Below are 25,485 nucleotides of genomic sequence, written 5' to 3'. Positions count from 1 at the left end.
CCGGGAAATCTTTGCCATGCGCGGAACGGTTCGCCGCAGCGGTAGGTTTGTCTTAACCTCTCGAAGAGCGATGGTGATCCATGGAGAGAAGACGAGAAGCGCAGAGGCGAAATCGAGGGGGTGTGATGCGGGGGCTTGGACGCGGCAGGATTCCGGTCTCGGACGCGGTCTACCGTGACCTGGTGTCGACCCTCTTCACCATGCGATTGCCCATCGCCGGGTTCGGCGCGCTCTACGGCATCGTCGGCGCGCTCATCTACCTGAAGTGGCCCGACAGCTTTATAGCCGGTTTGACCGTTGCGGCGGTCGCGGTCACGGCTGGCCGCATCGTGCTCATCAATCGCTATCATCAGGCTGGAGGCGCTTCCCAGGAGGTTGCCGCCTGCGCCGCTGGGAGCTCGCATATGAGCTGCTGACCTACCTGTTCGCCATTTTGCTGGCGGCTCTCAACGTCCGTGGGCTGACCGCCCACGCCCCTCTGATCCATCTTGCGACGATTAGCCTTGTCTTCACGTTTGGGGCAGGGGTCGTCTCGCGGACCTCCTCGAGATTGCGTCTTTGCATGGTGAGCGTGACACTCGCGGTATTGCCGACGGTGACCGCGATGCTGGTCCACGCTGCCAGCGATCATGCCGAGCGGCTCCATTCCGAATTCTTCCTGCTCGAAGCTTTCCTGCTGATCGCGGTCGGGCTCATGAGTCTGCAATCTGCCGCGCACCTCTATGCGTCGGCGGTGGAGCATCTATCCACCAAGCAGGATATGGCGAAGCTTGCGAAATATGATCCTCTTACCGGTCTGCCAAACCGCCTGCTGGTACGGGAAGCCTTTCAAGAGCTCTTCAGCTTTTCCCGGCGGTCGCAAAGCCAGCTTGCAGTGCATTACCTCGATCTGGATGGCTTCAAGGCGATCAATGATCGTTATGGCCATCCCGCGGGGGATAAGCTGCTGGTCGAGGTCGCACAGCGCCTCCTGTCGACCGTCCGAGCTTCCGATCTCGCATGCCGGCTTGGCGGCGATGAGTTTCTCATCATCCAGTCCGATGTCCGGCACCGCGACCAGGCCGAGCTTTTGGGGCGCCGCATCATCAGGCAGATCAGCGAAGACTATGACATTGAGGGCGCGACCCTGCGGGTCACGGCAAGCATCGGGGTCGCCATGGTGCCGGAGTGCGGGATCGAGTTGGACAGACTGATCGAATGCGCTGACGCGGCACTTTACCAGTCGAAATCGCGAGGCAAAGCTCAGGTCCTATTTTGCAATCCCGACGATGAGCTTCTGACGGGGCGGGCCGTGGCGTAAGTGGTTGATGCTGTCACCGGCACCTCAAATTTGCCTCGGGGCCTGCGAGAAGGCATAGGCGGCGCGTGAATACCAATCTTACCAGCACCATTCTCGCTGCAATCGAGCGCGCACCGCAGTGGGTCCGACACGAATTGGAATCGAAGGACCCGGCCATCCGTTGCCGGGCGGAAGAAACGCTCGCGGCTATCATCTCTAGTGCCCTCGCTGCCACGGAACGCGAGCAGGGACCTGAACGCTGAAGGGGGCGTTAAGTCCGAGAGATCGCTGGAACTCCCCTGCCTTGTCGGGCAAGGGTTGCTGATAGTCCTACGCCTGTCTTGACGGCGCGGTCGTATGCGGGTGGATCCGAGAAAATGGCGGCATTATGAGTACAAATGACCGGAACGAGGACATCGACCCTGCAATACTTGATGCCGGCGAGGGTTCGATTGCCCAGTTCCTGGCACGGGCTAAGCGCCGCGGCATCGTGACCGTCAGCGAGCTGAATGCTGCTTTGCCTCAGGATCAGCTGACTACTGATCAGATCGAGGACGTGATGTCGGCGATGTCGGAAATGGGCATCAACGTCGTCGAGAACGATGAGGCAGAAGACGACGCCGATCCCGCTGTCGACCGGGAAGGCGAAGACGACAATGACCGCAAGGACGACGCGAACGCGGAAGACGACGCTTCCCCGCGGAGGGTCACCGAAAGCAAGAGCGCGGAGTCCCTGGGCCGAACCGACGACCCGGTGCGGATGTACCTGCGTGAGATGGGCACGGTCGAATTGCTGAGCCGCGAAGGCGAAGCGGCCATTGCCAAACGTATCGAAGCCGGCCGGGACATGATGATCCAGGGCCTGTGTGAGAGTCCGCTCACGTTTGATGCCATCATCCAGTGGTCCCAGGCTCTGAACGCCGGCGAGATGCAGCTGCGCGAGATTTTGGATCTCGATGCCATGGTGGCGAAAGAGCCGACGTCCGAGAACCTGACCGAAGACGGGCAGGGTGACGGCAGCGGCGAGATCAGTGAGACGACAGCGGGTCCATCGCTCAAGGACGACACCGATCAAGACGCCAACGCCGAAGAAGTGGACGAGGAAGGTAACCCTGCCAGAGCCAACGCTGAGGCCGAGGACGACGAAGACAATTCCTTGAGCGTAGCGCAGCTGGAGGCCGCCCTCATGCCCGAAGCGCTTGAGATGTTCGCCGTTATCACGGACTTGTTCCGGCAATTCCAAAAGGTCCAGGGCGAGCGTCTCGAGGCGCTCGCCCTCGGGATTGATTTCCCGGCAGACAAAGAAGAGCGATATCACGAGCTGCGGGAAGAGCTGACCGCCAAGGTGGAATCGGTGAAGTTTCACGCAGGGAGGATCGAACACCTTGTCGACAATCTCTACGTCCTGAACCGGCGTCTCACCACGCTGGGTGGCCAGATGCTCCGCCTCGCCGAACGCCACAAGGTCAAGCGTGCCGACTTCCTCGAAACCTACGTCGGCCGCGAGCTCGATGATAGCTGGCTGTCCGAGATGGCAACGCGGGACAAAAAGTGGGCCGCATTTGCGGCAGCCGAAGGCGATGCGGCAGAACGCATTCGCTCCGACGTGGCGGACATAGCGGCCGCTGCCGGTGTGCCGCTTCAGGAATTCCGGCGCATCGTCAACATGGTCCAGAAGGCGGAGCGCGAGGCGCGCATTGCCAAGAAAGAGATGGTCGAGGCGAACCTGCGCCTGGTGATCGCGATCGCCAAGAAGTACATGAACCGCGGCCTGCAATTCCTGGATATCATCCAGGAGGGCAACATCGGGCTGATGAAGGCCGTCGACAAGTTCCAGTACCGCCGCGGCTTCAAATTCTCCACCTACGCAACCTGGTGGATCAGGCAGTCGATCACACGCTCGATCGCTGACCAGGCCCGCACGATCCGTATCCCGGTCCACATGATCGAAACCATCAACAAGCTGGTTCGAACCAACCGTCAGTACCTCCACGAGCACGGTCGTGAGCCGACGCCGGAAGAGATGGCTGAGCGCCTGTCAATGCCGCTCGAAAAGGTCAAACGGGTCCTGAAGATCGCGAAGGAGCCGATCTCTCTGGAGTCTCCCGTTGGCGATGAGGACGACAGTCACCTGGGCGACTTCATCCAGGACGAAAATGCGGTCATTCCCGTGGACGCGGCGATCGAGTCCAACCTCAAGGAAATGATTACCCGCACGCTGGCTTCGCTTACTCCGCGTGAAGAGCGCGTGCTGCGCATGCGCTTCGGCATTGGCATGAATACTGATCACACCCTCGAGGAAGTGGGCCAGCAGTTCTCGGTCACTCGCGAACGCATCCGCCAGATCGAAGCCAAGGCGCTGAGGAAACTCAAGCATCCGAGCCGTTCGCGGATCATGAGAACTTTCCTCGATTAGCAAAGTCGCTGGCCATGCGTGGCGCTCGTCCATGTGACTATGAAGAACCGCTTCTTTACGCTATTTGTTAGCGACATCGAGCAGTCGGGATGTCTGGACTGCCATGTCGCTGGTGATAATTCTTCGCCACCAGCGCTGTAGAATAGGAATCCGAAAACAATGGCCGAACCCGAAAAGCAGTCCGACATCGCCTCGCTGACTGTCGAGCTGCTGAGCGCATACCTTTCCAACAACACGGTGCCGTCGGCAGAACTCGCCGGGCTGATCCAGTCAACCAGGGCCGCTCTGACGCAAGATGCCGCCCCTGTTGAGACTGAAGCGGACACGCCAACATTCACGCCGGCCGTGACGGCCCGCAAGAGCCTGGCGTCGCCTGATCACCTCATCAGCCTCATCGATGGCAAGCCCTACAAGACACTCAAGCGTCACCTGACGCGGCACGGCCTGACCCCCGAAACCTACCGCGAGCGCTACGGTCTTCCGGCCAGCTATCCGATGGTTGCTCCAGCGTTCGCGGCCATGCGCCGTGCGATCGCGGAAAAAATTGGGCTGGGTACCAAAAGGGCGGCCGATGCGGTCGTGCCTGCAGATGCAGTAGCAGGCGCGGATGCTGCGGAAGCGACCGACGTTGCTGCCCCCGTCGCCGTCAAGCCGAAGAAGCAGGCTGCCAAGTCGGCTGCGGCAGAGGCCGCCAAGGCGCCTGCTCGCAAAGCGAAAGCGAACCCGAAACCCACCGCCACTTCAGCGGAAACGGTGACGGCGCCGGTAGCAGACGTAGCGGAAAGCCCAGTTGAGCCGCAGGCCGTAGAGCAGGCGGTCGAAACGCCTAGCGCGCCGAGGACTGCGACGAAGACTGCTGCGAAGGCTCCGGCTCGCGGCGCAGCGCCCAAGAAGCAACCCACGAAGCGCATGGCGCGGACCCCGAAGCCTGCGGCAAAGTCCGAAGCGGCTGCCTCGGTGGCGGAAGGAAGCTCTCCTGTAGAAACCGCGCCTGCGGAAACCACCGATGCCCCGGCCGCTGCAGGAAAGCCGAAGCGCCGCGGCAAGTTGGGTCTGTTTGGGAAGGAAGCGGCTGACACAGACGCTGCAACAGAAACCTCGGCCCTCGCAGCTAGCGCGGCCAAGACGCGGTGGAAGCGTCCCCTCGCGAAGGCTAAGTAATCGTAGCATCGGCCACCCTATCGCTAAGCGGCGGGGTGGCCGGGCGACGATCCCGCTGCGTAGATTAGCCGGACCGGGATGCATACGCAGGGCGTCCGAAATGACCGCTCCGGGGGACTCGACGCCCGCTGCAACCAGAGCGTCGCGTTGAAGATCGACGGTTTGGCGATCGTGGGCCGATGACACTCGCATATATCCCACCAGCATGTACGACAAACGCCTAAAACCGTGTTGTCGTACACTACGTCAAAGCGACAGGGTTTGTCGGCTATTCAGGCGTAGGATTGCCGACCAAAGCCGAGGGATCGCGCAAGGGTGTCCGAAAACATGTGTTTTCCGACTGGGTTCGGCTCTTAAAAGCTGCCGGGCCGCTTCCTCCCAAATTCGCGAGAAAAGTCGGCCGCTTTTGAAAGCGGGCATTTCGATGGTCCTGATACTTCCTGCCTCGCAGAATGTGTGGGGCCTGCGGCAGCTTCACAGCCGACCGGTTGTGACACCGTACGCTCGATAGAAGCGCTAAGGGTTGACGAAACCTGTTGCGGGCATCATCTTCGATTGATGTACGCTCCCGCGACATACAGGCGCTTTCGCCACCACGCCGGGCAACTCGCCGCGCGCCTGTAGCCCGGGCTTTGAGCGGCGTTGCCGCCTGAGTTCGGGCCTTATTCGATCTGATCCTTATGGTCGCGCCGTGTGCGCGCCGGTCTCGAATGGCGGAAAGCTGCTGCAATGGAACAATACACTCTCCCGGCGAATAATCGTCCGGATATCCATCTCACCGCTGGCGAATGCGACGCGCTCTCGGAACTGGCGCTTAGCGCCGAACACAGGGACCCACATTCCTCGGCGATGCTTCTGGCCGAGCTCTATCGCGCCGAGTTGTGCGAGCCGGGCGAACTGCCGGAGCAAACGGTGGCGATGAACTCGCGGATCGACTTCATCGATGAAGGCACTGGCGCGCGCCGCACCGTGCAACTCGTCTATCCGCGCGATGCGGACATAGCTGCGGGACGCGTTTCGATACTGACTCCGATTGGTGCCGGCTTGATCGGCATGACAGCCGGGTCTTCGATCCGCTGGCCGGATCGCGACGGCCATGACCGGCTGTTGCGCATCGTGAGCGTGACGCCGCCCGGAGAGGGTTGAGGCCATGATTGAGGAACTGGCCCGTCACCGCTGCACCGGGGATGACGGCACGCCTTTGTTCGTGGTTGAGCACCGCCATTTCTTCACTTCGCAAGGGGGAGTAGGAGCGCGACAGCATCGCGGCTCGGCCTGGACAACGCTGCTCAACGGCGAGCCTGTGCGCTACATCGACAACCGGACCTTTGAAGTGATCGCGAATGGGTGAGCTGCTTGCCCACGATCCGCAGCGTTGCGACTGTGCGCCCGCAGTCAGGAATCGCGACACGGGAGGCAGGCTGTCGGGCAATGCGACCTGCAACCGCCTGATAGCCAGCTATACGGTCGAAGGAAGCAAGCTGACGATCAGCCTGGCCGGGACGACGATGATGGCGTGCCCGCCTGCGCTGGTGAACCAGGCGCGCAAGCTGGTCGATCTTCTTCGTAAGGTCTCCAGCGACAGCATCGATCACAGCGGCGCGCTTATTTTGACAACCACGTCGGGCAACCAGCTCGTAGCACGGCGCCGACATCTCTTGGAAAGCAGGCCTGATCCTACCTCCTTACGAAGCGGATGTTCCGCTGGAATAAACGATCGGCTGCCACGTCGATTTGACATTAAGGAGGTGTACCGCGATCGCTGGATGCCTCTGCTTGAGACATATAAGCGGTTCATTGATCACGCCGGCCAACTCGCCGCACGCCGCTAGCCCGAGCTCGCGCACATTTGCCGCTTGAGTTCGGGCTCTATTCGATTTTGATCCCGTGGACGCGCGAAGCGCGTCCGCGATCTCGAATAAGCGGGAATCGCACATGTCAGAATTTACTGAAAAGCCGCACCATCTCCTATCGCACCATATCGATGGGATTCGCGTCGTAGAGAATCGTCAGCGGCTAGGCTCAAGACCCAAGCACTTCTTTTCTAACAATTCCTCTTTGGAAATAGAAGACGAAGCGACCACACATTATGAAACTGATTCCAACAGCAGGCTCAGCCGTCTGGGTGGATTTATTGACCTAAACCTTGCTTTGCTAATTCTCGTCGTTGGCGTTCCGACACTTGTTTATTGCGTGATTAGCTCGTCGCTTTGATAGGCCAGATCGGCATCATCGTTCGTGACCGTTGGTATCGCCGGTCATGGACGCTGCGTCGAAGTTTGACGTTGGCAGGGTCACTACCGAACGGTTGTGACTTTGGCTCAAAGGCAGCTTTTAACAATCCCGTGCCCGAAAGCTGCCTGCCTGTGAAACCAAGGCAAAACGTGGCCTGGAGTTCAACTGAGTAGCGGTTGAGTTCGGGATCTGGCAGCTGCTGGCGATGGCCAAAGTGGTTTATCCCGAGGATTGCTATCACTTCATGTGATGCTGCTTGACGTTGGTCCCGCGGCCTAGCGTCGATTTCTTGTGCGGCCGGATATGACAATTGAGGAGTTATACCGACTTGTCCAGCTGTGCATGGGGTGGGGCGACCGAAGCTGGCACGAGGTTCGGATCCACGGGCTTGCCCAGATCGGTCGTCGTCGTGGTCGTGGCGGTGCCGATCTCAGCGAAACGGCCGAAAAAAAGCCGCTTTCGAGCTTTTGCCTGACGCCGGGCGAACGCATTGGTTACGACTATGGTGGCTGGCGCTGCCAGCTTTGCCTGGAGAAGGTAATGCTTGTCGAGCGTCCGCGTTTCGGGCCAATTTGCATTGGCGGCAAATGGAGAGCGCCGCCCGAATGGTGCGGAAGCGGGCGATCGTATATGACCGACCGTAAGCGCGCATTTCGTAGCACGTTGCTTCCGGAGGCAGTGCGGCCATCATCGTTGACGCTGGACGAGACAGGCCACCGCAACGACGTCGGCGGGTCGGGCGTGTCTTTCGAAGTTGAATGGCAGCAGGTCGTCGATATCGGCGTCGTGAGGGCGCTGGGGCAGTTCAGTCAGGACATGGCGTAGCCATCCTCCTGCATTGAAGCGCCAAGGCGACTTCGTACCATGCACCAAGGTGGTTAAATCAATTACGCGGTGTCCCACTCTAAGGCGATGAATGAACGGCCGGATTCGGGCACGTCATTTTGGCTTGGGGACGTCCACAACAGGGGCGGGGCGTGTTAGTGGGGAGTGTTTGGCATCGGGTCGGGTCAAGCCTCGAACAGGGCTGGGAAGGCTCGTCCATTTTGCGATCACCTGCTAGAAGGCCGGCGCTTCACGAAGGGTCTGACCTTGACGACAATACGAAAAGACATGGTGAGCTCACGCAACAAGGGGTTTGAGGCGACGCACCAGGTCATCATCGAAACAGCCGTCAGCCTGATCTCGGGTAAGGGCGTCGACGCTTTGTCGATGGCGGCGATTTCCCGTGCGGCCGGCGTCAACCGCACAACGCTCTATTATCATTTTGCCCACCGCGAGGAACTGATCGAGGCGGTCAAGGACTGGTCCGCGCAGCAACTGACGCGCGGCTTCAGCGACGAGATGCCCCGCGAGGAGCGGATCGCCCACATTACCCGCTTCGTGCTGGAAAACAGCGAAGTCGCCAAGCTGTTTATCGACGACTTCTTGACGCCGGGCGACATCCGGACACGCTATCCGCGCTGGGACGCCTTGGTCTCAGGCATCGCTCGCGATGCGCGCGCGGCGGGGTCCGACAACTTCGACGCGGAGATATACTCACTGATCATGCTGACCGCCGCCTTCATCGCGCCTCGCGTGTTCGTGGGTAGCGTGCGGCCGGACATGCCCGTGGACGAGGTGGTGGACCGGTTCAGCAAGGAGCACCTGCGTGTTCTCAAGCGCGACGGCTTGCTGGACGGATAAGATAACAATTTCGACACATGTGTTGTAATTGTCGGTTAAGCGTGTTTAAGATGGCTTGATAGCGGACCAGCCGAGTCATCCGGCGGACGCGATGGAGAGGAGCCAAGGCGCCATGGCAGGGCAAGCCGCTGTATTCAGTCCGGTATCGCAATCACAGGTCGATTGGCTCGGCACCGATCCCATTCCCGCCGAACCGTTTTACGATCCCAACTTTTATGAACTTGAACGCCAGGCCGTCTTCCTGAAGAGCTGGATTGAGGTCGGCCACGTCTGCGAACTGCCTGAGCCGGGCAGCTTCATCCGCCGCGAGATTGAGTTCGCAAAGGCATCGATCCTAATCGTCAGGGGGAAGGACGGTGCGATCCGCGCTTTTCACAATGTCTGCACGCACCGGGGCACTCAGCTGGTCGAAGCAGAGGCGGGGCGGCAGTCGACGTTCAGTTGCCCCTATCACATGTGGACCTTCGGCACCGACGGTGGGCTGATCTCGGCGCCTGACTTCGGCCAGTTCCATGTGGCGAAGGAGGACTGCTCGCTGCCGAAGGTGGCGGTCGAGGTCTGTGCAGGGCTTATCTTCATCAACTTCGCCGACCGCCCGCCACCGCTGCGCGAATGGCTCGGCGACTTGGCCGACCGGCTCGATGCGTTTCTGGTGGCCCGTGCGACGGCGTTCCACGAATATGTCTACGAAATCGACGCCAATTGGAAGCTGACTTACGACAACTTTCAGGAAAACTACCATTTACGCTTCATTCATCCGCGGTCCGGCGGAGCAGCGACCGGCCCGGACAATCCGTTCGGATATCCGGTCCGCTACGGCTTCCATGGACAGCATCGTACCCAGACGATCTGGTCCAACGTCTCCGCGCCGCCACCTCCGCCGGCCGCGATGCTGGCATACGCAGCAGCGGGCCGGGCTGCAGCGGTAAACGGTCTTGGCCTGAACGACGCGAAGGACTATATCGCGCTGTTCCCGAATTTCTTCCTGTTCGGCTCACCGGTCCAGCATTTCTCCCACGTAATCATGCCTATCGACGCCACTCGCTCGCGCGGCGTGATCCGGGTCTACTGGATCGGCGAGGATTCCTCCGCCAGCGAGAGCTTCGCGCGCGAATTGCTGATGGCCACCGCGCGCGACATCCATGCCGAGGACCGAGCCGTCATCGAGGCCGGGCAGAAGGGCCTGAGCAGCGGCGCGCTCAAGCACATTCACTTCCAGACCCAGGAAGTCCTGTGCCGCCACCTGTACCAGCAGGTCGCCGCGGCGGTGGAGCGTCATCAGGCGCAGAATGTGCGATGACCGCGAACCTTCCCGCCGGTTTCGAAGCCCTCGAACCTTTCGCTGCGAACTGGGCAGGCCGCACCGCGGCGGACCGCGCTGCCGTGCGAGGCGCGTATCCACCCGGCGAACGCGCCGCGTTCCATGCGGCCTGTGCGCCCCTCATCGAAGCAGGTCTCAGCCAACTCGACGCCAAGCCGCTGCGTGACCTCAATGACGAGGAGCGCCGGTTGCTCGACCTTATCCTGACTTATGCCCACGTCTCGCTCGCGATCGACGTGCAGGCGTCCGACGAGGACAGGCACCGACCCCTGCGCGAGGCGATGCGCGTGACGCGCGCGCCAGCCGATTTCTGATCAAATTTGAGCATGGGAGAACGGGGATGGACGTAACCGCAAAGGTCGTCTTCATATCTGGGGGTGGTGGGGGTATCGGCGGCGGTATGGCGATGGCCTTCGCCGAGCGCGGCGCCAGGATCGTCCTTGCCGACATCAATGTCGGATACGCGCAGGAAGAAGCAGACAGGCTTCCCGCCGACAGCGACGTGGCGGTTGTGCAGCTCGACGTCACTGATGCCGACAGCTGGGCGGCGGCAAGATCAGTGGCCGAGGATAGGTTCGGCGCGGTGGACGTGCTCTGCAACAATGCAGGGATTTCGTCGGGCTTCCGGCCCCTAGTCGAGATGTGCGCCGCCGATTTTGAACGGCTGATGAGCATTAACGTGACCGGCGTCTTCCATGGGATCACCGCTTTCGCACCCGGCATGATCGGGCGCGGCCGGGGCCACATCGTCAACACTTCGTCGATGAACGGACTCAATCCCTTCGCCAGCTTCGCAGCCTATTCAGCGAGCAAGTTCGCGGTGCTCGGCCTCTCCGACGCTGTACGCGCCGAACTCGCGCCTGCTGGCGTCGGCGTCTCCACACTGTTCCCGGGGCTGACGCGAAGCCGCATGTCCGAATCTATGTCTTCCGGCCCGGTCTCCTTTGACGAAGCGCGGGCAGCGGCGATCCGGGCGAACATGATGGAGCCGGTGTGGCTCGGCCGCGCGGTGGTACGCGCTGTCGAGGCCAATGAGCCCTACATCATCACCCATCCCGAATACGCAGAGGACGTCAAGGCCCGGTTCGAGCAGGTCCTTTCAGCTTTCGGTGAACCGGCGCAGCCCGGCTACCGTACCGGCCGATCGGCGACTGCGGTAGCCTGAGAAAGAAACCTGCCATCAATAGACCGTAGTGAGCAGACTGGATCGTTTGGGCGATGCTCTTCGAGCCTGAGGCGAACCGGTGGAAGGCGCGTCGTCTCGGCGTTACACTTGCCCGGGCTTTTAGACGATCATGACCCCGGAGCATGCCGGCAGCGCGTCGCAGGAGAGAACATGAACGATACGACCAGCGAGTTTGAAGCGCATGATTTCTTCCGCAGCGATCGGTTCATCGACGATCCCTACGGCTATTTTGATTACCTGAGAGACCAGTCTCCGGTGATGCGTGAGGCGCATCAGGGCATATTCAGAGACCAGGGCAAAACGGGGGCTGGAGTTCAACTGAGTAGCGGTTGAGCTCGGGATAGGGCAGCTGCTGGCGATGGCCAAAGTGGTTTATCCCGAGGATCGCTATCAGCTTCACGTGATGCTACTTGACGTTAGTCCTGCGCCTTGGCGTCGATTGCTTGTGCGGCCGGATATGACAATTGACGAGCTTCACCTACTGATCCAGCTGTGCATGGGATGGGGCGACCGAAGCTGGCACGAGTTTCGGATTCACGGGCTTGCCCAGTTCGGTCGTCGCCGGGGTTATGGCGGTTCCGATCTCAGCGAAACGGCAGAAAAGCCGCTTTCGAGCTTTTGCCTGAAGCCGGGCGAACGCATTGGTTACGACTATGGTGGCTGGCGCTGCCAGCTCCGCCTGGAGAAGGTAATGCTTGTCGAGCGTCCGCGTTTCTGGCCAATTTGCATTGGCGGCAAATGGGGAGCGCCGCCGGAATGGTGCGGAAGCGGGCGATCGTATATGACCGACCCTCAGCGCATTCGCCACCCATTCGAGGTCATCGATCTTCTCGCCGATCTATTGGACGAGGTGCTGGAGGATGCGGGACAGTTCCGGGAGCGGGCGAAGCAGGTCATCGAATGGAGCCGCTGGATGCATTTCGACAGGGCCCTGCTCAACACCAGCCTTCGCTCGGCAAAACTGGCCTGGGTTGAGGCGATGGACGATGCATTTTCGTTTGCAACTGGTGATTGAGGATGCCGACGGCGTGATTGTCGAGACCGATCAACTAGCCAGCCTTGAGCGTGTCGGATTTGGGCCGGCGACAGCTGGACTGACGCTGGACGAGGCTAAATCGCTGCTCGCTGCTTGTCAGAAACACATGATTCTGGCGCAGGCGAGGGACTACGAAACCATGATCAAACCTTGCCTGGCATGTGCGTTGCCTCGCTCGGTCAAGAGCGCCAGCAATATCGTCTTGCGAACCCTGTTCGGCTCGCTGACGATTCCATCGCAGCGCCTTTACCACTGCCGATGTGCGTGCGCGAAGCGATCCAGTTTCAGCCCGATCGCCGCCCTGTTTCCCGAACGGTCAACGCCTGAGCTGGTCTATCTCCAGACCAAATGGGCCTCGCTCATGTCCTATGGCCTGACATGCGATCTGCTCGCGGATATTCTGCCGCTCGAGCATCGATTATCGCCGCGGTCGGTCCGGCGACAACTGCATCGGGTGGCGAATTGCCTCGAAGCCGACCTTGGTGACGAGATTGGCATGATCAACACCCAGTCATCTATGCCAGACGGCAAGGACCGGCCGCCCGCGCCTATGACGGTCGGCTTGGACGGGGACTATGTCCATGCACGCGAGGGCAGCAACCGCAAGGCGGGCTGGTTCGAGGTGATGGTCGGCAAAAGCGTTCCCGACAAAGGCGATGCCAAATGCTTCGCCATGGTTCAATCGCTCGACACAAGACCACGGCGACGATTGGGCGCTGTACTTGATGCACAAGGCCTTGCCAGAGGGCAGAGCATTCACTTTGTTTCCGATGGCGGCGATACCGTGCGCAATCTTCAGCTGCACCTGCATGGCGAAGCTGAGCACTGGCTCGATTGGTTCCATATCACCATGCGGATCACCGTCATGCGGCAGATGGCCAAATCGATTGTCAGCATTGATACAACCGATCTCTCGGATCGCATCGACCGCGACCTGGCTCGGATCAAATGGCTGTTATGGCAGGGCAATCATGTCGACGGTGCGGAAGCGGCCGACCTGCTCACCTGGGATCTTGAACTCGCCGACAATAAGGAAGTCGCCGCTAAGCTCGAGAAGGCACTTAGCGAATTCAGCGTCTATATCCGTAGGAATGCCGACTTCATCACCAATTATGGCGACAAGTGGCGCAACGGTGAACGCATCTCTTCCGGTTTCACGGAATCGGCTGTCAATCAGGTCCTGTCACGCCGCATGGTCAAGAAGCAGCAAATGCGTTGGACCAAGGTCGGCGCCCACCTGCTTCTCCAGACCCGAACCCAGACCCTCAATGGCGATTTGCGGCGTTGCTTCCAGCGTTGGTATCCCGATATGAAATCTGCCGCATAGCCCCCATTTTGCCCTGGTCTCTTTGTCCACCGCGAAGACATGGAAGCGCAAGGCTACGGGCACTATCTCGCGCAGGTGGAATGAGTTCCAGCCGTTTCCGGCGCGCCGATTTGGTCAGGCCGTCTTGCGCAGCCGCCCTGCTCAAGTCAGGCTGACGTGCCGGCGTTGATGCTCATGGATCTACGCGGCTGAAGGTGTTAACTTCAGGAACCGCTGCGACAGGCCATGATAAAGCTTTTCCTTGCAGATCAGTTGCGCAGCAAACTCACCAATGAGCGCTGCTGCGAGCAGAGGCATCATCAAGCCGCGGCTTGCAGTCGTTTCCGAGATAATGATGACTGCGGTTAGCGGTGCGCGTACAACGCCCGTAAAATAGGCGACCATCCCAAGCAGCACGACTGCTCCTGCCGGGTAGTCGGGGAATATGCCGCGAAGCAGATCACCGATACCCGCGCCAATCGAGAGCGATGGCGCGAAAATCCCGCCCGGTAATCCGGAGACGGCCGTAGCCAATGTCGTAGCGAACTTTGCGGGCGCGAACCACAAGGGGACGCGGTTGCCGGTGATGATGCCATTGGCGGTCTCGTACCCAGTGCCCCACGTCAGGGCCGTGGAGACTCCAAGAATGGCAACCACACAGCCGCACGCGGCCGCAAAAGCTATCGGGTGCGCGCGCAACCACAGCATTGGGCGGATCGGGGAAGTTCCGGCTGCAAGCATCAACCGAGAAAATAGCCCTCCTGCGAGACCTCCAGCAATACCGGCGACCGGTGCGGCGACGATCGCTTGTGTGACGCCAAGCGTCTGCCGCATCGCCCCAAAATAAATGTAATCGCCAGCGATGCCCAAGCTGATCATGCCGGCGATCAGGACCGCCGCCATGACCAGTAAAGTCATCCGCTGCTCGTACGCGGCCGCCAGTTCCTCGATAGCGAAAGCAACCCCGGCCAGCGGCGTGTTGAATGCCGCCGCGACACCCGCCGCGCCCCCCGCAATGTAGACTGATGATCGTATAGGTATGCGCAGCAGGCGATGCATTCGCCCCATTATGGCGGCAGCGATCTGGACCGTCGGGCCTTCACGCCCAACCGAAGCACCGACTAGCAGACCGCCCGCAGTAAGAATGAACTTGGCAATCGCTGTGCGGCCCGCCACCAAGGTCGAAAGTGCGTCTTCGGGGTTTTTTGTCGCGGCCATGACCTGCGGAATGCCCGAACCCTTTGCGAGAGGTGCATAGCGGTTCGTAAGCCACGCTATCCCCGCAAAACCTAAAGGGGTGGCGAATAGAGGAGCCCACCACCACCGTGCGAAGAACGCATGAAATAGGCCGTTTGCTCTGTCCGCGACATCCGCGAACAGCAATGCGACAATGCCGACGAGAACGGCACCTCCCAAAATGGCCACCCGCCGCCGCCACACCAGTGCTTCTGGTCCGTGCCTTCGCAGCGCTATCCGAACGCGGCGCGGCAGGAGGCGCTTTAACGACATTATGTCTCTAAACCTTCGGTTTGGCATGCAGGTCGCTCGATACGACGGCTGACTTCTCACGGTCTCATGGGTCTCTTCGACCGGCATGTCCACCCCACTCGCCGCAATTTTGGCGAGTGCGGACAGCACTACAGGCTTGCCCTATCATGTTTTGAATCTGGAGGTTTGGCCATGCATTTGAGCCCTTTGCGCAACCGTGTGGTAGTCCGCCGGATCGACGAGCAGGAGAAGACTTCGGGCTCCGGGATAACCACCAAATAATGGCACCGGTTCCAGCCCGCCCGTGCCCAATCATTCGCACGATATGTTTAAGGCGTTGGCGCGGGTGCTATCGCCGCAGTCGATCGTGTCCCATTGCGTTCTCTTGTCTTATGACATTTCCGCCTGCTGGGGCATCATGAGATGCCCGATCCGGGGTGGCCACCCCGGATCGGGCGGAAGGGGATGGATCGAAGTTGTCTCGGTCGTTGAGGGCCGTCGATTAGTGTGATCACCCCTTTCTTTTCCAACAGGCCTGGACGGAAACCAGGGCTTCGGGCCCGGATGACAAGAATAGGACAGCGGAAAAGATGGAAAACTCCCTACCACAAACGGTTGGCATCGACATCTCCAAAGCAACCCTTGATGTGTTTGCCCATCCCACGGGCTGTGAGCGACAGTTCGCAAATTCGGCCAAGGGGCACAAAGAACTGATAAGCTGGCTCGCCCAGTGGCAGATCGAGCGGATCGCCTATGAAGCCACTGGCGCGTATCACCGTCAGTTGGAGCAGGCGCTGACAGATCTGCCCTGCGTAAAATTGAATCCGGCCCGCGCACGCCGGTTTGCCCAGGCTGCGGGCACGCTCGCCAAAACCGACAAGATTGACGCGGCGATCCTGGCTCGCATGGCCACGACACTTCAGCCTCCGATCCGCCCGGCAACTACGCCGCAACAGGCTAGGCTCGCCGAGTTAATCAGCGCTCGCGATGGCCTGATCCGCGATAAGATTGCCATCCAGAATCAAGCAAAGAACCTGACGGTGCCGCTGCTCAAGCGGCAGTATAAGCATCGTCTAGCCCAGATCGACAGGCATATCGAGCAGGTTGATGCAGAAATTGCTGCGGGCATCGCGGCTGACCCGGCGCTGGCGCGCCGCCACCAAATTATCTCTAGCATTGCTGGCGTCGGCATACGTACCGCCGATCAACTGGTTGCCACTATGCCCGAACTGGGCGCGCTCGATCCCAAGCAAGCTGCTTCCCTCGCTGGCCTTGCTCCTGTCACTCGCCAATCGGGACAATGGAAAGGGCGCAGCTTCATCCAGGGTGGAAGGGCCAATGTTCGACGTGCGCTTTACATGCCGGCCCTTGTCGCTGCCCGCTACAACCCAGACCTCAAAGCCAAATATCAAAGCCTCATCAACGCCGGAAAGCCACCAAAGGTCGCCGTCGTCACGTTGATGCGCAAGCTCGTCGTGATGGCAAATGCCCTTATCAAAGCCGATAGATTATGGATCGCCGATCGTGCTTGCGCATAACGGAAACTAATCGCCACCGTCAACAGCTGAACTTTTGCGGTTCGTCCGACGCGTGCTGGGTTCTAGGGTTCTCTCCGCGGTCGTCGCGCGGGACGCCGCATGCTAGCGTTCAAAGTAGGGTGAATCTAAGTGGTGTGCGCGGTCCGTGCCGCACTAATGGGAGCGATCTCACCCTCGATAAGCGTCCAGCCAGACGCATTCTGTCACGCTTGAGTTCAGCGCATTCTTCCAGATCTCAGTCAGGCCATGGCCACCTCCCGGAATGCCGTGTTGGTTCGCCACATTGCATGCAATGTTACCGCAAGCTTTCTGGCCAGCGCGACTTTCGCTTTGCGGGGCCCGGTTCGGCCGGCGATCGCCTGTGCCTACTCCGCGCGGCCATTGATGCAGGTCCCCGATCAACGTGCCGACATCAAGCGAGAAGCGATCATCGTCTGGATGTGGGCCGCCCGGATGACTGGCAGAGGCGTGGGCAAGGAACATCGTACTGCCGTCAAGTTCGAGCGTCGCGTTCCATCGAGCGGCCACCTGCGCACGCGCCCGTCCCAGCTCCTCCTCTTCCTGCGCCGCGGCGTCGGGCTCGAGCGCTATTTCAGGTACAGGAACACATCGTGCGGTGCCGACGAGAGCCTTCAACCCAGCCTCGATAGCTTCCGTGATCCGCAGCTCTAGCGTAGCTTCAGCATTCCTGCCCGACCAGGCTCGCCGCGTGGCGTTCGCACTGCCCAGCCACAGAGTGCAGTGCCGGTTCGACAGAGGGGCCAGCACGCGATCGTGCCTTGGTCGCGGATGCCATGGGATCAGGCTATCCGTGGGCGTGAAGGGAGGCTGGCTCGTCTCACCCGCCTGACGCCAGTGCGCCGAGAAACTTGCCCATCAGATCCGCGACCCGCCGTTGGCGCAGGATACGCAGATCCCGCACTTCCTCGTTGTCGCCAGCATCCCCATCGTTATCCTCGAAGCGTGCGACAGCGACCGGCCCATCGCGGCGGTATGATTGATCGGGATCGTCATGAACGAAGCGCGTCTTCAACTTCGCGAGCGCCTCCTGCACCGCATCGGCATGCGGCCCCGCCAAGGCTACCTTGAAGGCGTCGATCGCCTCATCGAGCCCGCCCGGATGATGCTCGAGGCAATAGACGAGGTCGTGCGCGTCCTTGCGCGCATTGCGGTGATCGAAGGCAAAGGCCTTGAGGCAGGTGAAGCTGACGATGTTCGCATAGCGCACCGTCTCGGTGGCCAGCCCGCCCCCGCCCAGCAATTCGGCAGTGAGCTCGGTTTTGTCGTGCAGGTCGAACACCATTGACGCATGCGGGATGTTGAGCGCGGAAACGTTGCCCTCGGTCGGGAGCACCTTGACCTTGCCGCCGCCAAGTTCGGGATGCTCGGCGAGGAATTCGAGGATCATGGTCGCGCCCGTCTCCAGACGCGCCTCCCAGCGCCAGGAGACCTTCACGCCCTTGTCGTTGGTCCCGCGATCGAACCCCATCGCATGAAGGTTCTCCTCCAGCGTGCTATAGGCTTCGGTGTCGGTCAGGATTGCCACGTCGACGACGACATCCACGTCGCCGGTGCCGGCATGCAGGGGCACCTCCGGTGGCCGCGCGGCAACAAGGTAGCGCGGTGTCAGGCCGCCCACGAGGAAGACGGTGTCCTTCCAGGGCCCGAAGCCCCGAAGGAGTGTGACGAGCACGCGCTCTGCCGCTTCGGTGACGCCGCTGTCGTAGGCGGCAAAGGTATTGGGTTTCGTCATTATCCTGCCAGTCGCTGGGCGCGGAGGTGGTCGGCCATTTCCCTGGCTCGACCGGACCCCTGCAAGAGATCGAGATAGACCTGAACCGGTGGCGCATAGGCAATGCCGTCGATCCGCTCGCCCACAGCAATGTCGCGCTTGCCGGCCTCCTCGATCACGCCAAGGTTCCAGCCCTCAGACACGGGCCGGGCGTCGAGACGCGAGAGGACCTCGCTGTGAAGGCGTCCGCTCTGGATCCGACACCGGAGCTGAGAGATCGCGGAGAGATAGGGCGCATAGGCTTGCGCGGCCGCCTCGGCCGTCACCGCATATTGGGCACCTACGTCGTGGCAAGCCGCGTCGAGCCGTCGCGCAAGCTCGCCGGCATCTCCGCCCGGGACATAATAGCGCTCAATTCGAGGCGGCTTCTGATCGCCGATCAGGCGAGCCCACTCATCGAGAACGGGACCTCGCTCGCGCAGCCGGCGCATCTTGGCAGGCCCCGCCCCATCCACCTCAAGCCAATCCCGCCGCTCCATCTCGGTCAGGGTCTCCGACGCGGTTGCCGGCGACACGCCGGTCTCCTCCGCCAGATCCTTCACGCTGACCCAGTTGGGCGCGGCCTCGACAACCGCCTGGACGATGCGTGCGCGCTGTCCCTGAAAGATCGAACCGAGGGCGCGGCCCGCCTTTTTGGGCGGGGGGCGGTCGATCAGCACATAGGCACCCGACGACGGGACGAAGAGCGAGCCACCGGGGTCGAAATAGCCGACGCCTTCCTGCTGGAGGATATCGCGTGCGCCCTTCGAGATCGCGCCTGCGATCAGCATCGGGATCTTCTCGCCTGATCCGCCCATATGGTCGAGATAGTCGCGGAGCTGCCAGATCTGCTGACGAACATCGCGGGGAAAAAGCTCGCGCTTGGCCTCCACCACGAGTTCGAAGTGGTGGTGATTGAGACGCACATCGAGCAGGCCATCTGGGGCATATCGACCACCGGATCGCTCTTCACAAAGGCGCTCCTGCACCGATGCGCCGGGCAGTGCCGAGACGGCACGGCTCAGCTCGTCGAGCAGCTGTCCTTCTTCAATCTCGAAATTTCTCATATTCGACCACCAGTGAATAACGCCCCTTTATCGAATATTCGACAAATAAGCAATATTCGCTGTGCAGCAAATTTGGACCTGCCGCTTCGTAGACCTGCCGCGCGGCTTCGCGGGCCATTCCAAAGCCGACCACGTCGATCATCGAGCCGTCCTTGAAAGTGCCTGGCATGTCGCTAGTAAGCGCCTGCGCGACGATTTCGACCGAGCTGTCGATCGCGTGACGGGCGGCAAAGTCTGCGGACACCAGCACGGCCGCTGCGGCACCGCAAGTCGGCGGGCAGGCCTGGAAACGGGTGATCGGACCGAACAGATGCTTCGATCCCATGACCTCCTCCAACGAAAGCGGTGCGCGCAGCAGGGCCATCGGATTGTTGGCGGCATGGCGGCGGGCCTTGACGCTGATCATGGCGAAGGCTTCGTCGCTGGTGCCGTAGCGGGCCTGATGATCCAGCTCCGCACCGCCGAACTGCTGCGCCGCGAACGGCACGTCAAGGTCGGTGCCCTGTATCTCGTCCGGCCGGGAGAGTCCAAGGTCGAGCGTGCGCTTGCGGTCATTGAAGACCATGCCCAAAGCGCCCGGCACCATCTGCTTGAAGCCGACCGCCAGCACGCAGTCTGCCGCGCCCAGCGCGATCATCTGCCGGGCAAGGTAGAGGGCGGTTGATCCGGTCGCGCAGTTCTTGTTGACGTTGACGATAGGAATGCCTGTGATCCCGACCCGGTACAGCGCCGACTGGCCCGCCGTGGAATCGCCGTAGACATACCCCGCGAAGGCCTGCTGCACCTGGTCGTAGGACAATCCGGCGTCGGTCAGGGCCAGGCGTATCGCCTGTTCGGCCATGATTTCCTCGGGTTCGCCCCGGCGGCCCAGGCGCAGCTGATCGCGGCAATGTAGAGCTACGCGTTCATCACCTCGCGCATGTCGGTGGTCCGACGCCGCCCGCCACGCTTCGCGGGAGGAATGAACGGCGCTGCCAGCTGCCACTCGCGATGCGTCCTAACACTTGAATAACGCTGCCCTCGTCGGCCATGCTCCTGTCGAGCGATGCAAGTTCATGCCATCGATCTCCCCATCTCTTCGCAAGAACGCCGTGAATCACAAATGGCTAGTATCGCTCAATAACTCTCCGGTCAGGCTCTCAGATTTCGGATCTGCCGAGATAAATTAAAATGCTAGTCGCAAAATCGCAGCGGCTACTGATCTCAAGACTACGTTGCAAAAAAAGCGTTCTGAGCACGGTAAATGTGATTTTTCATGATTGTGCTTGCCCATGAGGGGTCCTTGATCTCAAATGCTGCGATGAGTTCGTTGTGGTCGGTTAGCGCTTTTTCAAGCTGGGCACGACTATAGCGCCGCAGGGTCTGCGGCACGATCGGGACCGCGACCAAGCGTTCCAGCACGATCTCCAGTACCTCGGATCTGGTCACTTCAAGCAACACCTGATGGAAAGTGGTGTTTTGATCGACGATCGTCGCGATGTCGGGATCGGTCTGCGTGATCGCGAACCGGTAGAGTTCGCTGGTGCGCTTGAGGCGGTCAATGTCGTCCGGCCCGATGAGCAACGCCACGCGCTCGGCGACATAGGGCTCGACCATCAGCCGCAATGCGAACACGTCCTTCATCGCCGTCTCGGACCAGATCCGCACATAGGACCGCTGCCGATCCCGCTCGATCAGCTTCTCGCCCTCAAGCCGCCGGATCGCCTCGCGCACTGGGGTACGGGAAATCGCGCACGCGGTCGCGACGTCCTCCTCGCGCACCTGGGTTCCCGGCGCCAGGCTGCCATCCAGGATCCTAGTGCGAACCGCATGATAAGCCCGGTCACTCGCCTTTGACATCTTCGTCCTACCTGTTGGGGCCGCCAGCTTCGCAAAACCACTGCGGCATGCCCGGCCTACGTTCGAACGCGGACAAAATCCACTTGCTGACCTCACTTGATGCGACACGGACTTAGCTCGACGCAATCAGCCTATCTATCAATTTCGTATTCAAAATTGCGATGAACGGAGTTTGATTGAACCAATGGCTTTATGTCGGTCGCTTTACGCAGACGCACCGGGCATTGCTTCGATGCACGAAGGCCGCACCAAAAAACTGATAGCAGGAGGGAGGAATTTCCATGCCAAATCAGCTTCGGACCGGCTGACCGTCCGATGATCGTTCCCCATTTATAACCGCCAGTCGGATGGAACGTACACAATCTCTTCCGGGAAAGGGTGGTGAGGGAGACCTTTCGCCCAAGCCGCGCATAGATGCGGCGCGATAATATGGCCGTCAGGGGAACAGATGGTGGCTTATAAACAGGGGAAAGCAGCATGATACGGTTCGATACTCTTCGGCACGGCCTGGTTTCGTCGATTGCACTTGCGATCAACTGCGCGGCGATGCCGGCATTCGCCCAGTCCGCCAGCGAGGAGCCGCTCGGCGACATCGTCGTCACCGGGGCACGGTTACGGCAAGAAAGCGTCCAGAAAGTTCCGATCGCGATCACCGCATATTCGGCGGAGGACCTCGAGAAGCGTAACATCAGCAACCTGAACGACCTGACCAATTCGACGCCGGGCATCGCGATCACCTCGATCGCCGGCGGCACTCTGCAGATGGTCTACATCCGCGGCCAGGCACCGGCCAACACCACCAACGACCTGAACGTCGAGGCCAACGTGGGCGTCTTCATCGACGGCATCTACCAGACCAGCCGCAACACCATCGACATCATCTCGGTGCTCGACGTCGGCAGCATAGAAGTGGCGCGCGGGCCGCAGAGTGCGCTGTTCGGTCGCTCGACGTTCGCGGGCGCACTGTCGATCGCCACGCGTGCACCGGTCGACCGGTTCGAGGGCAACGTCCAAGGCACCGTTGGCACCAACGAGGACTATCGCCTTCGCGGCAGCATTTCGGCGCCGCTGACCGAGACCCTATCGGTGCGGGTCGGGGGCGGCTACCTGTCCTACGACGGCTACGGCAAGAACGCCGCGAACCGGAACGACAAACTGGGCGGTACCGAGAAGTACGCGTTGAGCGGAGCTATCGAGTTCCGGCCGACGCCGGAACTGACCGCGCTGCTATCGGGCTTCGTGACCCACTCCAAGACCGAACTGACCCCGTCGAGCGTGTTGCCAATCTCGATCTTCAACTGTGGCAACGTCAACGCCGCGACCGGTTTGCGCACGCGCTACTGCGGGCCCCTGACCACGCCGGAAACGAGCGACCTGTCGCCCAACCTGCCCGACACCACAGCGCGGACTCGGCAGGTGTCGTTGAACCTGAACTGGCGCCGTTCTGGCGTTTCGGCCACCAGCATTACTGCGTTCACCGGTGCCGAGAACCGCACTTACAACGACTACGACGGCAGTTCGCTGGGCTCGTTCGTGGGCGTGTGCACCGCGGGCATCGCCTGCTTCCCGGCGGGTGCCTACAGCAGAACCACCAACGTCAACCTGGTGACTTCCGGTCGTGAACGGGTGCGCACGTTTAGCCAGGAAGTTCGCCTGCAGTCGGACACCGATGCGCCGTTCCAGTGGCTGTCCGGCATCAGCTACTTCAGTTCGCGCATCCCGCTGGCGGCGCTCGGCCTGGGCGCAGACAGGTCCGGGCTGGCGGCGAACGAGCGGGTGGTGCAAGTGAGTCCACCGATCAATCCGGCACCGATTGGCTTCGGCGGCTATGATTTCAGCACCAACCCGTTTCTGACCAACGACTGGGCGAACAACCAGCTGTTCGCTACCTACAGCCGCGCCAGCACCAAGACCATGTCGGTGTTCGGATCGCTGTCGTATCGCCTGGGTGACCTACGGGCCAGCGCCGAGGGTCGCTACAACAGCGACCGCAAGCGGGCGCAGGTGTTCTCCGTCCTCAATCCGCTGGCACAGCCGGGATTCAACCAGCCGATCGATGGCACGACGATCCCGGAAGCGGGCGTGTTCCCGGTGGCCGGGCCGCAGTTCGCGCGCACCTTCAACAGCTTCGCCCCGCGCTTCACTTTGGATTATCAGGCGACCCCGGACATCTTCTTCTATGCATCGGCTGCCAAGGGGATCCGTTCCGGCGGCTTCAACACCGGCAATGCGGTCAGCCCGACGGGCATCCTTGCCGAGGAAGTAGCGTACCAGGAGGAAAGTAACTGGACCTACGAGGCCGGCGTGAAGTCGCAGCTGTTCGACCGGCGCCTGCAGTTGAACGCCAGCTACTTCCATATCGACTGGAGCAACGCGCAGATCACTGCCTTCACCAACAACCCGACCTCGCAGGGAGCCAACGCGATCGTCCGCAACGCCGGCGATCTCAAGACCGACGGCTTCGAGGTCCAGGCCGACCTGCGGCTGATCGACCAGCTCAGCATCGGCGGCAGCGTCGTCTACTCCGACCCGAAGTTCCAGGCCGGCGCGTATGATTCCGCCACCACCTGTCTGGTCGGCTCAGGCGTTACCGCAACCGCTGCGCCCGGTTGCCCGGATGTGATCATCGTCGACACGCCCAGCGGAAAGCGCGCCGCCACTTCGCTCGAAGGACGGCGGCCGGCACGGTCGGTCAAGCTGCAGTGGAACGTCCACGCCGCTGCCGACGTGCCGCTCGGCGAGGACTGGAAGATGACCGGGCGGGTCGATGTGTCGCGGTCGGGGCAGACTTATGCCGATGCCACGAACCTGACATCGTTCGGTGCGCGCACGCTGACCAATGTCCGCCTGGGGGTAGAAAGCGAGCGCTACAGCATCGCGTTCTGGGCGAACAACCTGTTCGACGTGACCTACACCGCCAATGCCATCGGCCAGCCGCGCGCGGGGATCCCCTTCGCGTTCTTCCCTTACGAGGTCTACCTCGGCGAAAGCCGCCGCATGGGGGTGACTGCCGGCTACAAGTTCTGACCTTTTCCAACCGGCAGGCACGAACATGGCGTTCGTGCCTGCCGGGCGTTTCCGCTTCAATCTGGCAGCCAGGAACATCGAGTAATGAGTGACTTCAAACTTACCCGCCGCGAAGGGTTCGGCTTTGCCGCGCTCGCTGCCGGCCTCACCGCCGTTCCGGCACTGGCCGCGTCGGCGACCGGCAAGGGTGCGGGCAAGATCGACTTCAAGGATCCCAAGTGGAACCGCGATACTTTCGCGCGCCTTGATGGCGATACCGATACCAGCAAGGAGAAGTGCGGCTGGATCAAGGGGCGGGCGATGGGCGTGCGTGAGAACGAGAAGGTTCGCCCGCTGTTCGACGTCGAGGGCTTCAGCTTCACTCGCCTGCAGAAGCTGGATGACGGCAGCTGGCGCAAGCTGCTGCGCGAGATCGTGTTCTATCGCGACCTCGAGACCGGCAAGATCCTGGAGACGTGGCGCAACCCCTACACTAACGAGGACGTCAAGGTCGTCCCGATCGCCAACGATCCGTTCAACTTCACAATCAGCGAATTCGAACCCGAGCCACCATCCTACGGTGGCCTCAATCAGGACAAGCCGCCGCGTCGCCCGCTGCTGCTCGACTGGCAGGAAGCGCCAGGCGGTATGATCCTGCTGAACACCCGCATCGACCTTTACTATCCTAATGCCCTGCGTCCCGACAAATGGGTGCGGGAATCCTCGGGCTGGATGAACCGAGTCTCGGAATACTTCACGTACTACATGAAGCGTGAAGACGTGGCGAACACGCGCCTGACCCACATCCCGCATGTCGGTTCGTGGACCCGCATCACCCCGTGGCTGCCGTGGATGATGATGGGCCAGGCCCAGGGCCACATCAATTGCGTCACCAGCTACGGCTCGGTGGACGGCGAGCGCGAACTGGCACCGGACATCGTCGCCGCTGCGCGTGCGATGGACGAGAAGTGGCTGCATGCGCCGACCGAGGATTACGGTCCGTCGCTGTCGAGCCTGGAGAACTTCGCGCGTGAACAGACGCCGTCGCCAGTGCCCGCGGGATGGAACCCGCCGCAGCCGCCCAAGGCGGTCGGCCCGCTGCCGGCCACCGCGAAGTGACGGGAAGGGCGCCGGCCAAGTCGGTGCCCTT

24 protein-coding genes and 5 pseudogenes are annotated in these 25,485 nt (G+C 61.2%); 20 read left to right on the top strand and 9 right to left on the bottom strand.

Translation table 11 applies throughout. The annotated features are described in order from the left end of the window. Positions 1-125: 125 nt before the first annotated feature. The 5 genes from TQ38_RS28820 (at position 126) to TQ38_RS28805 (ending at position 4,856) form a co-directional block, all read left to right on the top strand. The gene (locus tag TQ38_RS28820) at positions 126-416 is read left to right on the top strand and encodes a hypothetical protein (protein WP_043978797.1); all 291 of its coding nucleotides are present in this window, start codon (positions 126-128) and stop codon (positions 414-416) included. Positions 417-562: 146 nt separating this feature from the next. Continuing rightward, complete coding sequence (locus tag TQ38_RS28815; protein ID WP_043978798.1) at positions 563-1,300, top strand: GGDEF domain-containing protein; 738 nt, start codon at positions 563-565, stop codon at positions 1,298-1,300. Between the two features lie 65 nt (positions 1,301-1,365). Beyond that, positions 1,366-1,542 carry a DUF6771 family protein gene (locus tag TQ38_RS31610; RefSeq protein WP_370059847.1) on the top strand — a complete coding sequence of 59 codons (177 nt, stop codon included), beginning with the start codon at positions 1,366-1,368 and terminating at the stop codon, positions 1,540-1,542. A gap of 125 nt (positions 1,543-1,667) precedes the next feature. Beyond that, positions 1,668-3,695, top strand: a complete 2,028-nt coding sequence (gene rpoD / locus TQ38_RS28810; protein WP_043978800.1) for an RNA polymerase sigma factor RpoD — start codon at positions 1,668-1,670, stop codon at positions 3,693-3,695. 159 nt (positions 3,696-3,854) lie between these two features. After that, positions 3,855-4,856 carry a MucR family transcriptional regulator gene (locus tag TQ38_RS28805; RefSeq protein ID WP_082057896.1) on the top strand — a complete coding sequence of 334 codons (1,002 nt, stop codon included), beginning with the start codon at positions 3,855-3,857 and terminating at the stop codon, positions 4,854-4,856. Positions 4,857-4,973: 117 nt separating this feature from the next. Here TQ38_RS28805 and TQ38_RS31215 read toward each other — a convergent pair. Further along, a pseudogene (locus tag TQ38_RS31215) lies at positions 4,974-5,063 on the bottom strand (recombinase family protein); the annotation flags it as partial. A 486-nt stretch (positions 5,064-5,549) separates the two neighbouring features. Between TQ38_RS31215 and rnk the strand changes: the two are divergent. From rnk to TQ38_RS31605, 5 genes and pseudogenes are all read left to right on the top strand, one after another. Continuing rightward, positions 5,550-6,002 (top strand): nucleoside diphosphate kinase regulator, encoded by a 453-nt coding sequence (gene rnk, locus TQ38_RS28795; RefSeq protein WP_370059846.1) that lies wholly within the window; start codon positions 5,550-5,552, stop codon positions 6,000-6,002. A 4-nt stretch (positions 6,003-6,006) separates the two neighbouring features. After that, entirely contained in the window at positions 6,007-6,207 is a 201-nt protein-coding gene (locus tag TQ38_RS28790) for a hypothetical protein (protein WP_043978803.1), read from the top strand. Further along, on the top strand, positions 6,200-6,688 hold the full coding sequence (locus TQ38_RS28785; RefSeq protein ID WP_043978805.1) for an META domain-containing protein: 489 nt from the start codon (positions 6,200-6,202) through the stop codon (positions 6,686-6,688). The genes TQ38_RS28790 and TQ38_RS28785 overlap by 8 nt, the downstream gene beginning before the upstream one ends. 103 nt (positions 6,689-6,791) lie before the next feature. Further along, positions 6,792-7,070, top strand: a complete 279-nt coding sequence (locus TQ38_RS30360) for a hypothetical protein (RefSeq protein WP_162792468.1) — start codon at positions 6,792-6,794, stop codon at positions 7,068-7,070. 324 nt (positions 7,071-7,394) lie between these two features. Beyond that, positions 7,395-7,661: pseudogene (locus TQ38_RS31605) on the top strand (hypothetical protein); the annotation flags it as partial. 117 nt (positions 7,662-7,778) lie between these two features. On the opposite strand, the pseudogene TQ38_RS30355 reads toward TQ38_RS31605, so the two are convergent. After that, positions 7,779-7,919 (bottom strand): annotated as a pseudogene (locus TQ38_RS30355) (transposase domain-containing protein); the annotation flags it as partial. 285 nt (positions 7,920-8,204) lie between these two features. Between TQ38_RS30355 and TQ38_RS28775 the strand changes: the two are divergent. From TQ38_RS28775 to TQ38_RS28745, 7 genes are all read left to right on the top strand, one after another. After that, a complete protein-coding gene (locus TQ38_RS28775; protein ID WP_043978809.1) occupies positions 8,205-8,777 on the top strand; it encodes a TetR/AcrR family transcriptional regulator in 573 nt (190 codons plus the stop codon). A 112-nt stretch (positions 8,778-8,889) separates the two neighbouring features. Further along, positions 8,890-10,077, top strand: a complete 1,188-nt coding sequence (locus tag TQ38_RS28770) for an aromatic ring-hydroxylating dioxygenase subunit alpha (protein WP_043978811.1) — start codon at positions 8,890-8,892, stop codon at positions 10,075-10,077. Further along, positions 10,074-10,412: a hypothetical protein gene (locus TQ38_RS28765; RefSeq protein ID WP_043978812.1), complete on the top strand. Its 339-nt coding sequence runs from the start codon at positions 10,074-10,076 to the stop codon at positions 10,410-10,412. Before TQ38_RS28770 ends, TQ38_RS28765 begins: the two co-directional genes overlap by 4 nt. Positions 10,413-10,438: 26 nt before the next feature. Further along, positions 10,439-11,263: an SDR family oxidoreductase gene (locus TQ38_RS28760; RefSeq protein WP_043978813.1), complete on the top strand. Its 825-nt coding sequence runs from the start codon at positions 10,439-10,441 to the stop codon at positions 11,261-11,263. A gap of 171 nt (positions 11,264-11,434) precedes the next feature. Continuing rightward, complete coding sequence (locus tag TQ38_RS28755) at positions 11,435-11,617, top strand: hypothetical protein (RefSeq protein WP_043978814.1); 183 nt, start codon at positions 11,435-11,437, stop codon at positions 11,615-11,617. Between the two features lie 25 nt (positions 11,618-11,642). Continuing rightward, the gene (locus tag TQ38_RS28750; RefSeq protein WP_043978815.1) at positions 11,643-12,299 is read left to right on the top strand and encodes a plasmid pRiA4b ORF-3 family protein; all 657 of its coding nucleotides are present in this window, start codon (positions 11,643-11,645) and stop codon (positions 12,297-12,299) included. Beyond that, positions 12,271-13,647 (top strand): ISKra4 family transposase, encoded by a 1,377-nt coding sequence (locus TQ38_RS28745; RefSeq protein WP_162792467.1) that lies wholly within the window; start codon positions 12,271-12,273, stop codon positions 13,645-13,647. Before TQ38_RS28750 ends, TQ38_RS28745 begins: the two co-directional genes overlap by 29 nt. Before the next feature lie 180 nt (positions 13,648-13,827). Here TQ38_RS28745 and TQ38_RS28740 read toward each other — a convergent pair whose 3' ends face one another. Continuing rightward, positions 13,828-15,135, bottom strand: a complete 1,308-nt coding sequence (locus tag TQ38_RS28740; RefSeq protein WP_043981278.1) for a chloride channel protein — start codon at positions 15,133-15,135, stop codon at positions 13,828-13,830. Between the two features lie 569 nt (positions 15,136-15,704). Here TQ38_RS28740 and TQ38_RS28735 point away from each other — a divergent pair. Continuing rightward, complete coding sequence (locus tag TQ38_RS28735; RefSeq protein ID WP_043981269.1) at positions 15,705-16,652, top strand: IS110 family transposase; 948 nt, start codon at positions 15,705-15,707, stop codon at positions 16,650-16,652. 239 nt (positions 16,653-16,891) lie between these two features. On the opposite strand, the pseudogene TQ38_RS31210 reads toward TQ38_RS28735, so the two are convergent. From TQ38_RS31210 to TQ38_RS28700, 6 genes and pseudogenes are all read right to left on the bottom strand, one after another. Further along, positions 16,892-17,017, bottom strand: a pseudogene (locus TQ38_RS31210) (IS110 family transposase); the annotation flags it as partial. Positions 17,018-17,490: 473 nt separating this feature from the next. Beyond that, entirely contained in the window at positions 17,491-18,405 is a 915-nt protein-coding gene (locus TQ38_RS28720) for a hypothetical protein (protein ID WP_043981274.1), read from the bottom strand. Next, positions 18,405-19,490, bottom strand: coding sequence for a MarR family transcriptional regulator (locus TQ38_RS28715; RefSeq protein ID WP_043981276.1), 1,086 nt, complete (start codon positions 19,488-19,490; stop codon positions 18,405-18,407). The genes TQ38_RS28720 and TQ38_RS28715 overlap by 1 nt, the downstream gene beginning before the upstream one ends. Beyond that, positions 19,471-20,331 carry a beta-ketoacyl synthase N-terminal-like domain-containing protein gene (locus TQ38_RS28710; protein ID WP_052506088.1) on the bottom strand — a complete coding sequence of 287 codons (861 nt, stop codon included), beginning with the start codon at positions 20,329-20,331 and terminating at the stop codon, positions 19,471-19,473. Before TQ38_RS28710 ends, TQ38_RS28715 begins: the two co-directional genes overlap by 20 nt. A 59-nt stretch (positions 20,332-20,390) precedes the next feature. Continuing rightward, positions 20,391-20,537 (bottom strand): annotated as a pseudogene (locus TQ38_RS30755) (IS5/IS1182 family transposase); the annotation flags it as partial. Positions 20,538-20,699: 162 nt separating this feature from the next. Beyond that, on the bottom strand, positions 20,700-21,329 hold the full coding sequence (locus TQ38_RS28700; protein WP_113942126.1) for a GntR family transcriptional regulator: 630 nt from the start codon (positions 21,327-21,329) through the stop codon (positions 20,700-20,702). A 477-nt stretch (positions 21,330-21,806) separates the two neighbouring features. On the opposite strand from TQ38_RS28700, the gene TQ38_RS28695 reads away from it, so the two are divergent. Together TQ38_RS28695 and TQ38_RS28690 are read left to right on the top strand one after the other, a co-directional pair. Beyond that, the gene (locus TQ38_RS28695) at positions 21,807-24,356 is read left to right on the top strand and encodes a TonB-dependent receptor (protein ID WP_113942125.1); all 2,550 of its coding nucleotides are present in this window, start codon (positions 21,807-21,809) and stop codon (positions 24,354-24,356) included. An 84-nt stretch (positions 24,357-24,440) separates the two neighbouring features. Further along, a complete protein-coding gene (locus tag TQ38_RS28690) occupies positions 24,441-25,454 on the top strand; it encodes a DUF1838 family protein (RefSeq protein ID WP_113942124.1) in 1,014 nt (337 codons plus the stop codon). Positions 25,455-25,485: the final 31 nt, after the last annotated feature.

It is taken from the genome of Novosphingobium sp. P6W, from assembly GCF_000876675.2.
GTDB lineage: Bacteria > Pseudomonadota > Alphaproteobacteria > Sphingomonadales > Sphingomonadaceae > Novosphingobium.
The sequence above is the reverse complement of the archived record's forward strand: the minus strand, read 5'-3'. Positions and strand labels throughout refer to the sequence as shown.

Coding starts and splice junctions, on each gene's coding strand:
- TQ38_RS28820 (WP_043978797.1), top strand. CDS start 126: ATGCGGGGGCTTGGACGCGGCAGGATTCCGGTCTCGGACGCGGTCTAC.
- TQ38_RS28815 (WP_043978798.1), top strand. CDS start 563: ATGGTGAGCGTGACACTCGCGGTATTGCCGACGGTGACCGCGATGCTG.
- rpoD (WP_043978800.1), top strand. CDS start 1,668: ATGAGTACAAATGACCGGAACGAGGACATCGACCCTGCAATACTTGAT.
- TQ38_RS28805 (WP_082057896.1), top strand. CDS start 3,855: ATGGCCGAACCCGAAAAGCAGTCCGACATCGCCTCGCTGACTGTCGAG.
- TQ38_RS28790 (WP_043978803.1), top strand. CDS start 6,007: ATGATTGAGGAACTGGCCCGTCACCGCTGCACCGGGGATGACGGCACG.
- TQ38_RS28785 (WP_043978805.1), top strand. CDS start 6,200: ATGGGTGAGCTGCTTGCCCACGATCCGCAGCGTTGCGACTGTGCGCCC.
- TQ38_RS30360 (WP_162792468.1), top strand. CDS start 6,792: ATGTCAGAATTTACTGAAAAGCCGCACCATCTCCTATCGCACCATATC.
- TQ38_RS28775 (WP_043978809.1), top strand. CDS start 8,205: ATGGTGAGCTCACGCAACAAGGGGTTTGAGGCGACGCACCAGGTCATC.
- TQ38_RS28770 (WP_043978811.1), top strand. CDS start 8,890: ATGGCAGGGCAAGCCGCTGTATTCAGTCCGGTATCGCAATCACAGGTC.
- TQ38_RS28765 (WP_043978812.1), top strand. CDS start 10,074: ATGACCGCGAACCTTCCCGCCGGTTTCGAAGCCCTCGAACCTTTCGCT.
- TQ38_RS28760 (WP_043978813.1), top strand. CDS start 10,439: ATGGACGTAACCGCAAAGGTCGTCTTCATATCTGGGGGTGGTGGGGGT.
- TQ38_RS28755 (WP_043978814.1), top strand. CDS start 11,435: ATGAACGATACGACCAGCGAGTTTGAAGCGCATGATTTCTTCCGCAGC.
- TQ38_RS28750 (WP_043978815.1), top strand. CDS start 11,643: ATGGCCAAAGTGGTTTATCCCGAGGATCGCTATCAGCTTCACGTGATG.
- TQ38_RS28745 (WP_162792467.1), top strand. CDS start 12,271: ATGCATTTTCGTTTGCAACTGGTGATTGAGGATGCCGACGGCGTGATT.
- TQ38_RS28740 (WP_043981278.1), bottom strand. CDS start 15,135: ATGTCGTTAAAGCGCCTCCTGCCGCGCCGCGTTCGGATAGCGCTGCGA.
- TQ38_RS28735 (WP_043981269.1), top strand. CDS start 15,705: ATGGAAAACTCCCTACCACAAACGGTTGGCATCGACATCTCCAAAGCA.
- TQ38_RS28720 (WP_043981274.1), bottom strand. CDS start 18,405: ATGACGAAACCCAATACCTTTGCCGCCTACGACAGCGGCGTCACCGAA.
- TQ38_RS28715 (WP_043981276.1), bottom strand. CDS start 19,490: ATGAGAAATTTCGAGATTGAAGAAGGACAGCTGCTCGACGAGCTGAGC.
- TQ38_RS28710 (WP_052506088.1), bottom strand. CDS start 20,331: ATGGCCGAACAGGCGATACGCCTGGCCCTGACCGACGCCGGATTGTCC.
- TQ38_RS28700 (WP_113942126.1), bottom strand. CDS start 21,329: ATGTCAAAGGCGAGTGACCGGGCTTATCATGCGGTTCGCACTAGGATC.
- TQ38_RS28695 (WP_113942125.1), top strand. CDS start 21,807: ATGATACGGTTCGATACTCTTCGGCACGGCCTGGTTTCGTCGATTGCA.
- TQ38_RS28690 (WP_113942124.1), top strand. CDS start 24,441: ATGAGTGACTTCAAACTTACCCGCCGCGAAGGGTTCGGCTTTGCCGCG.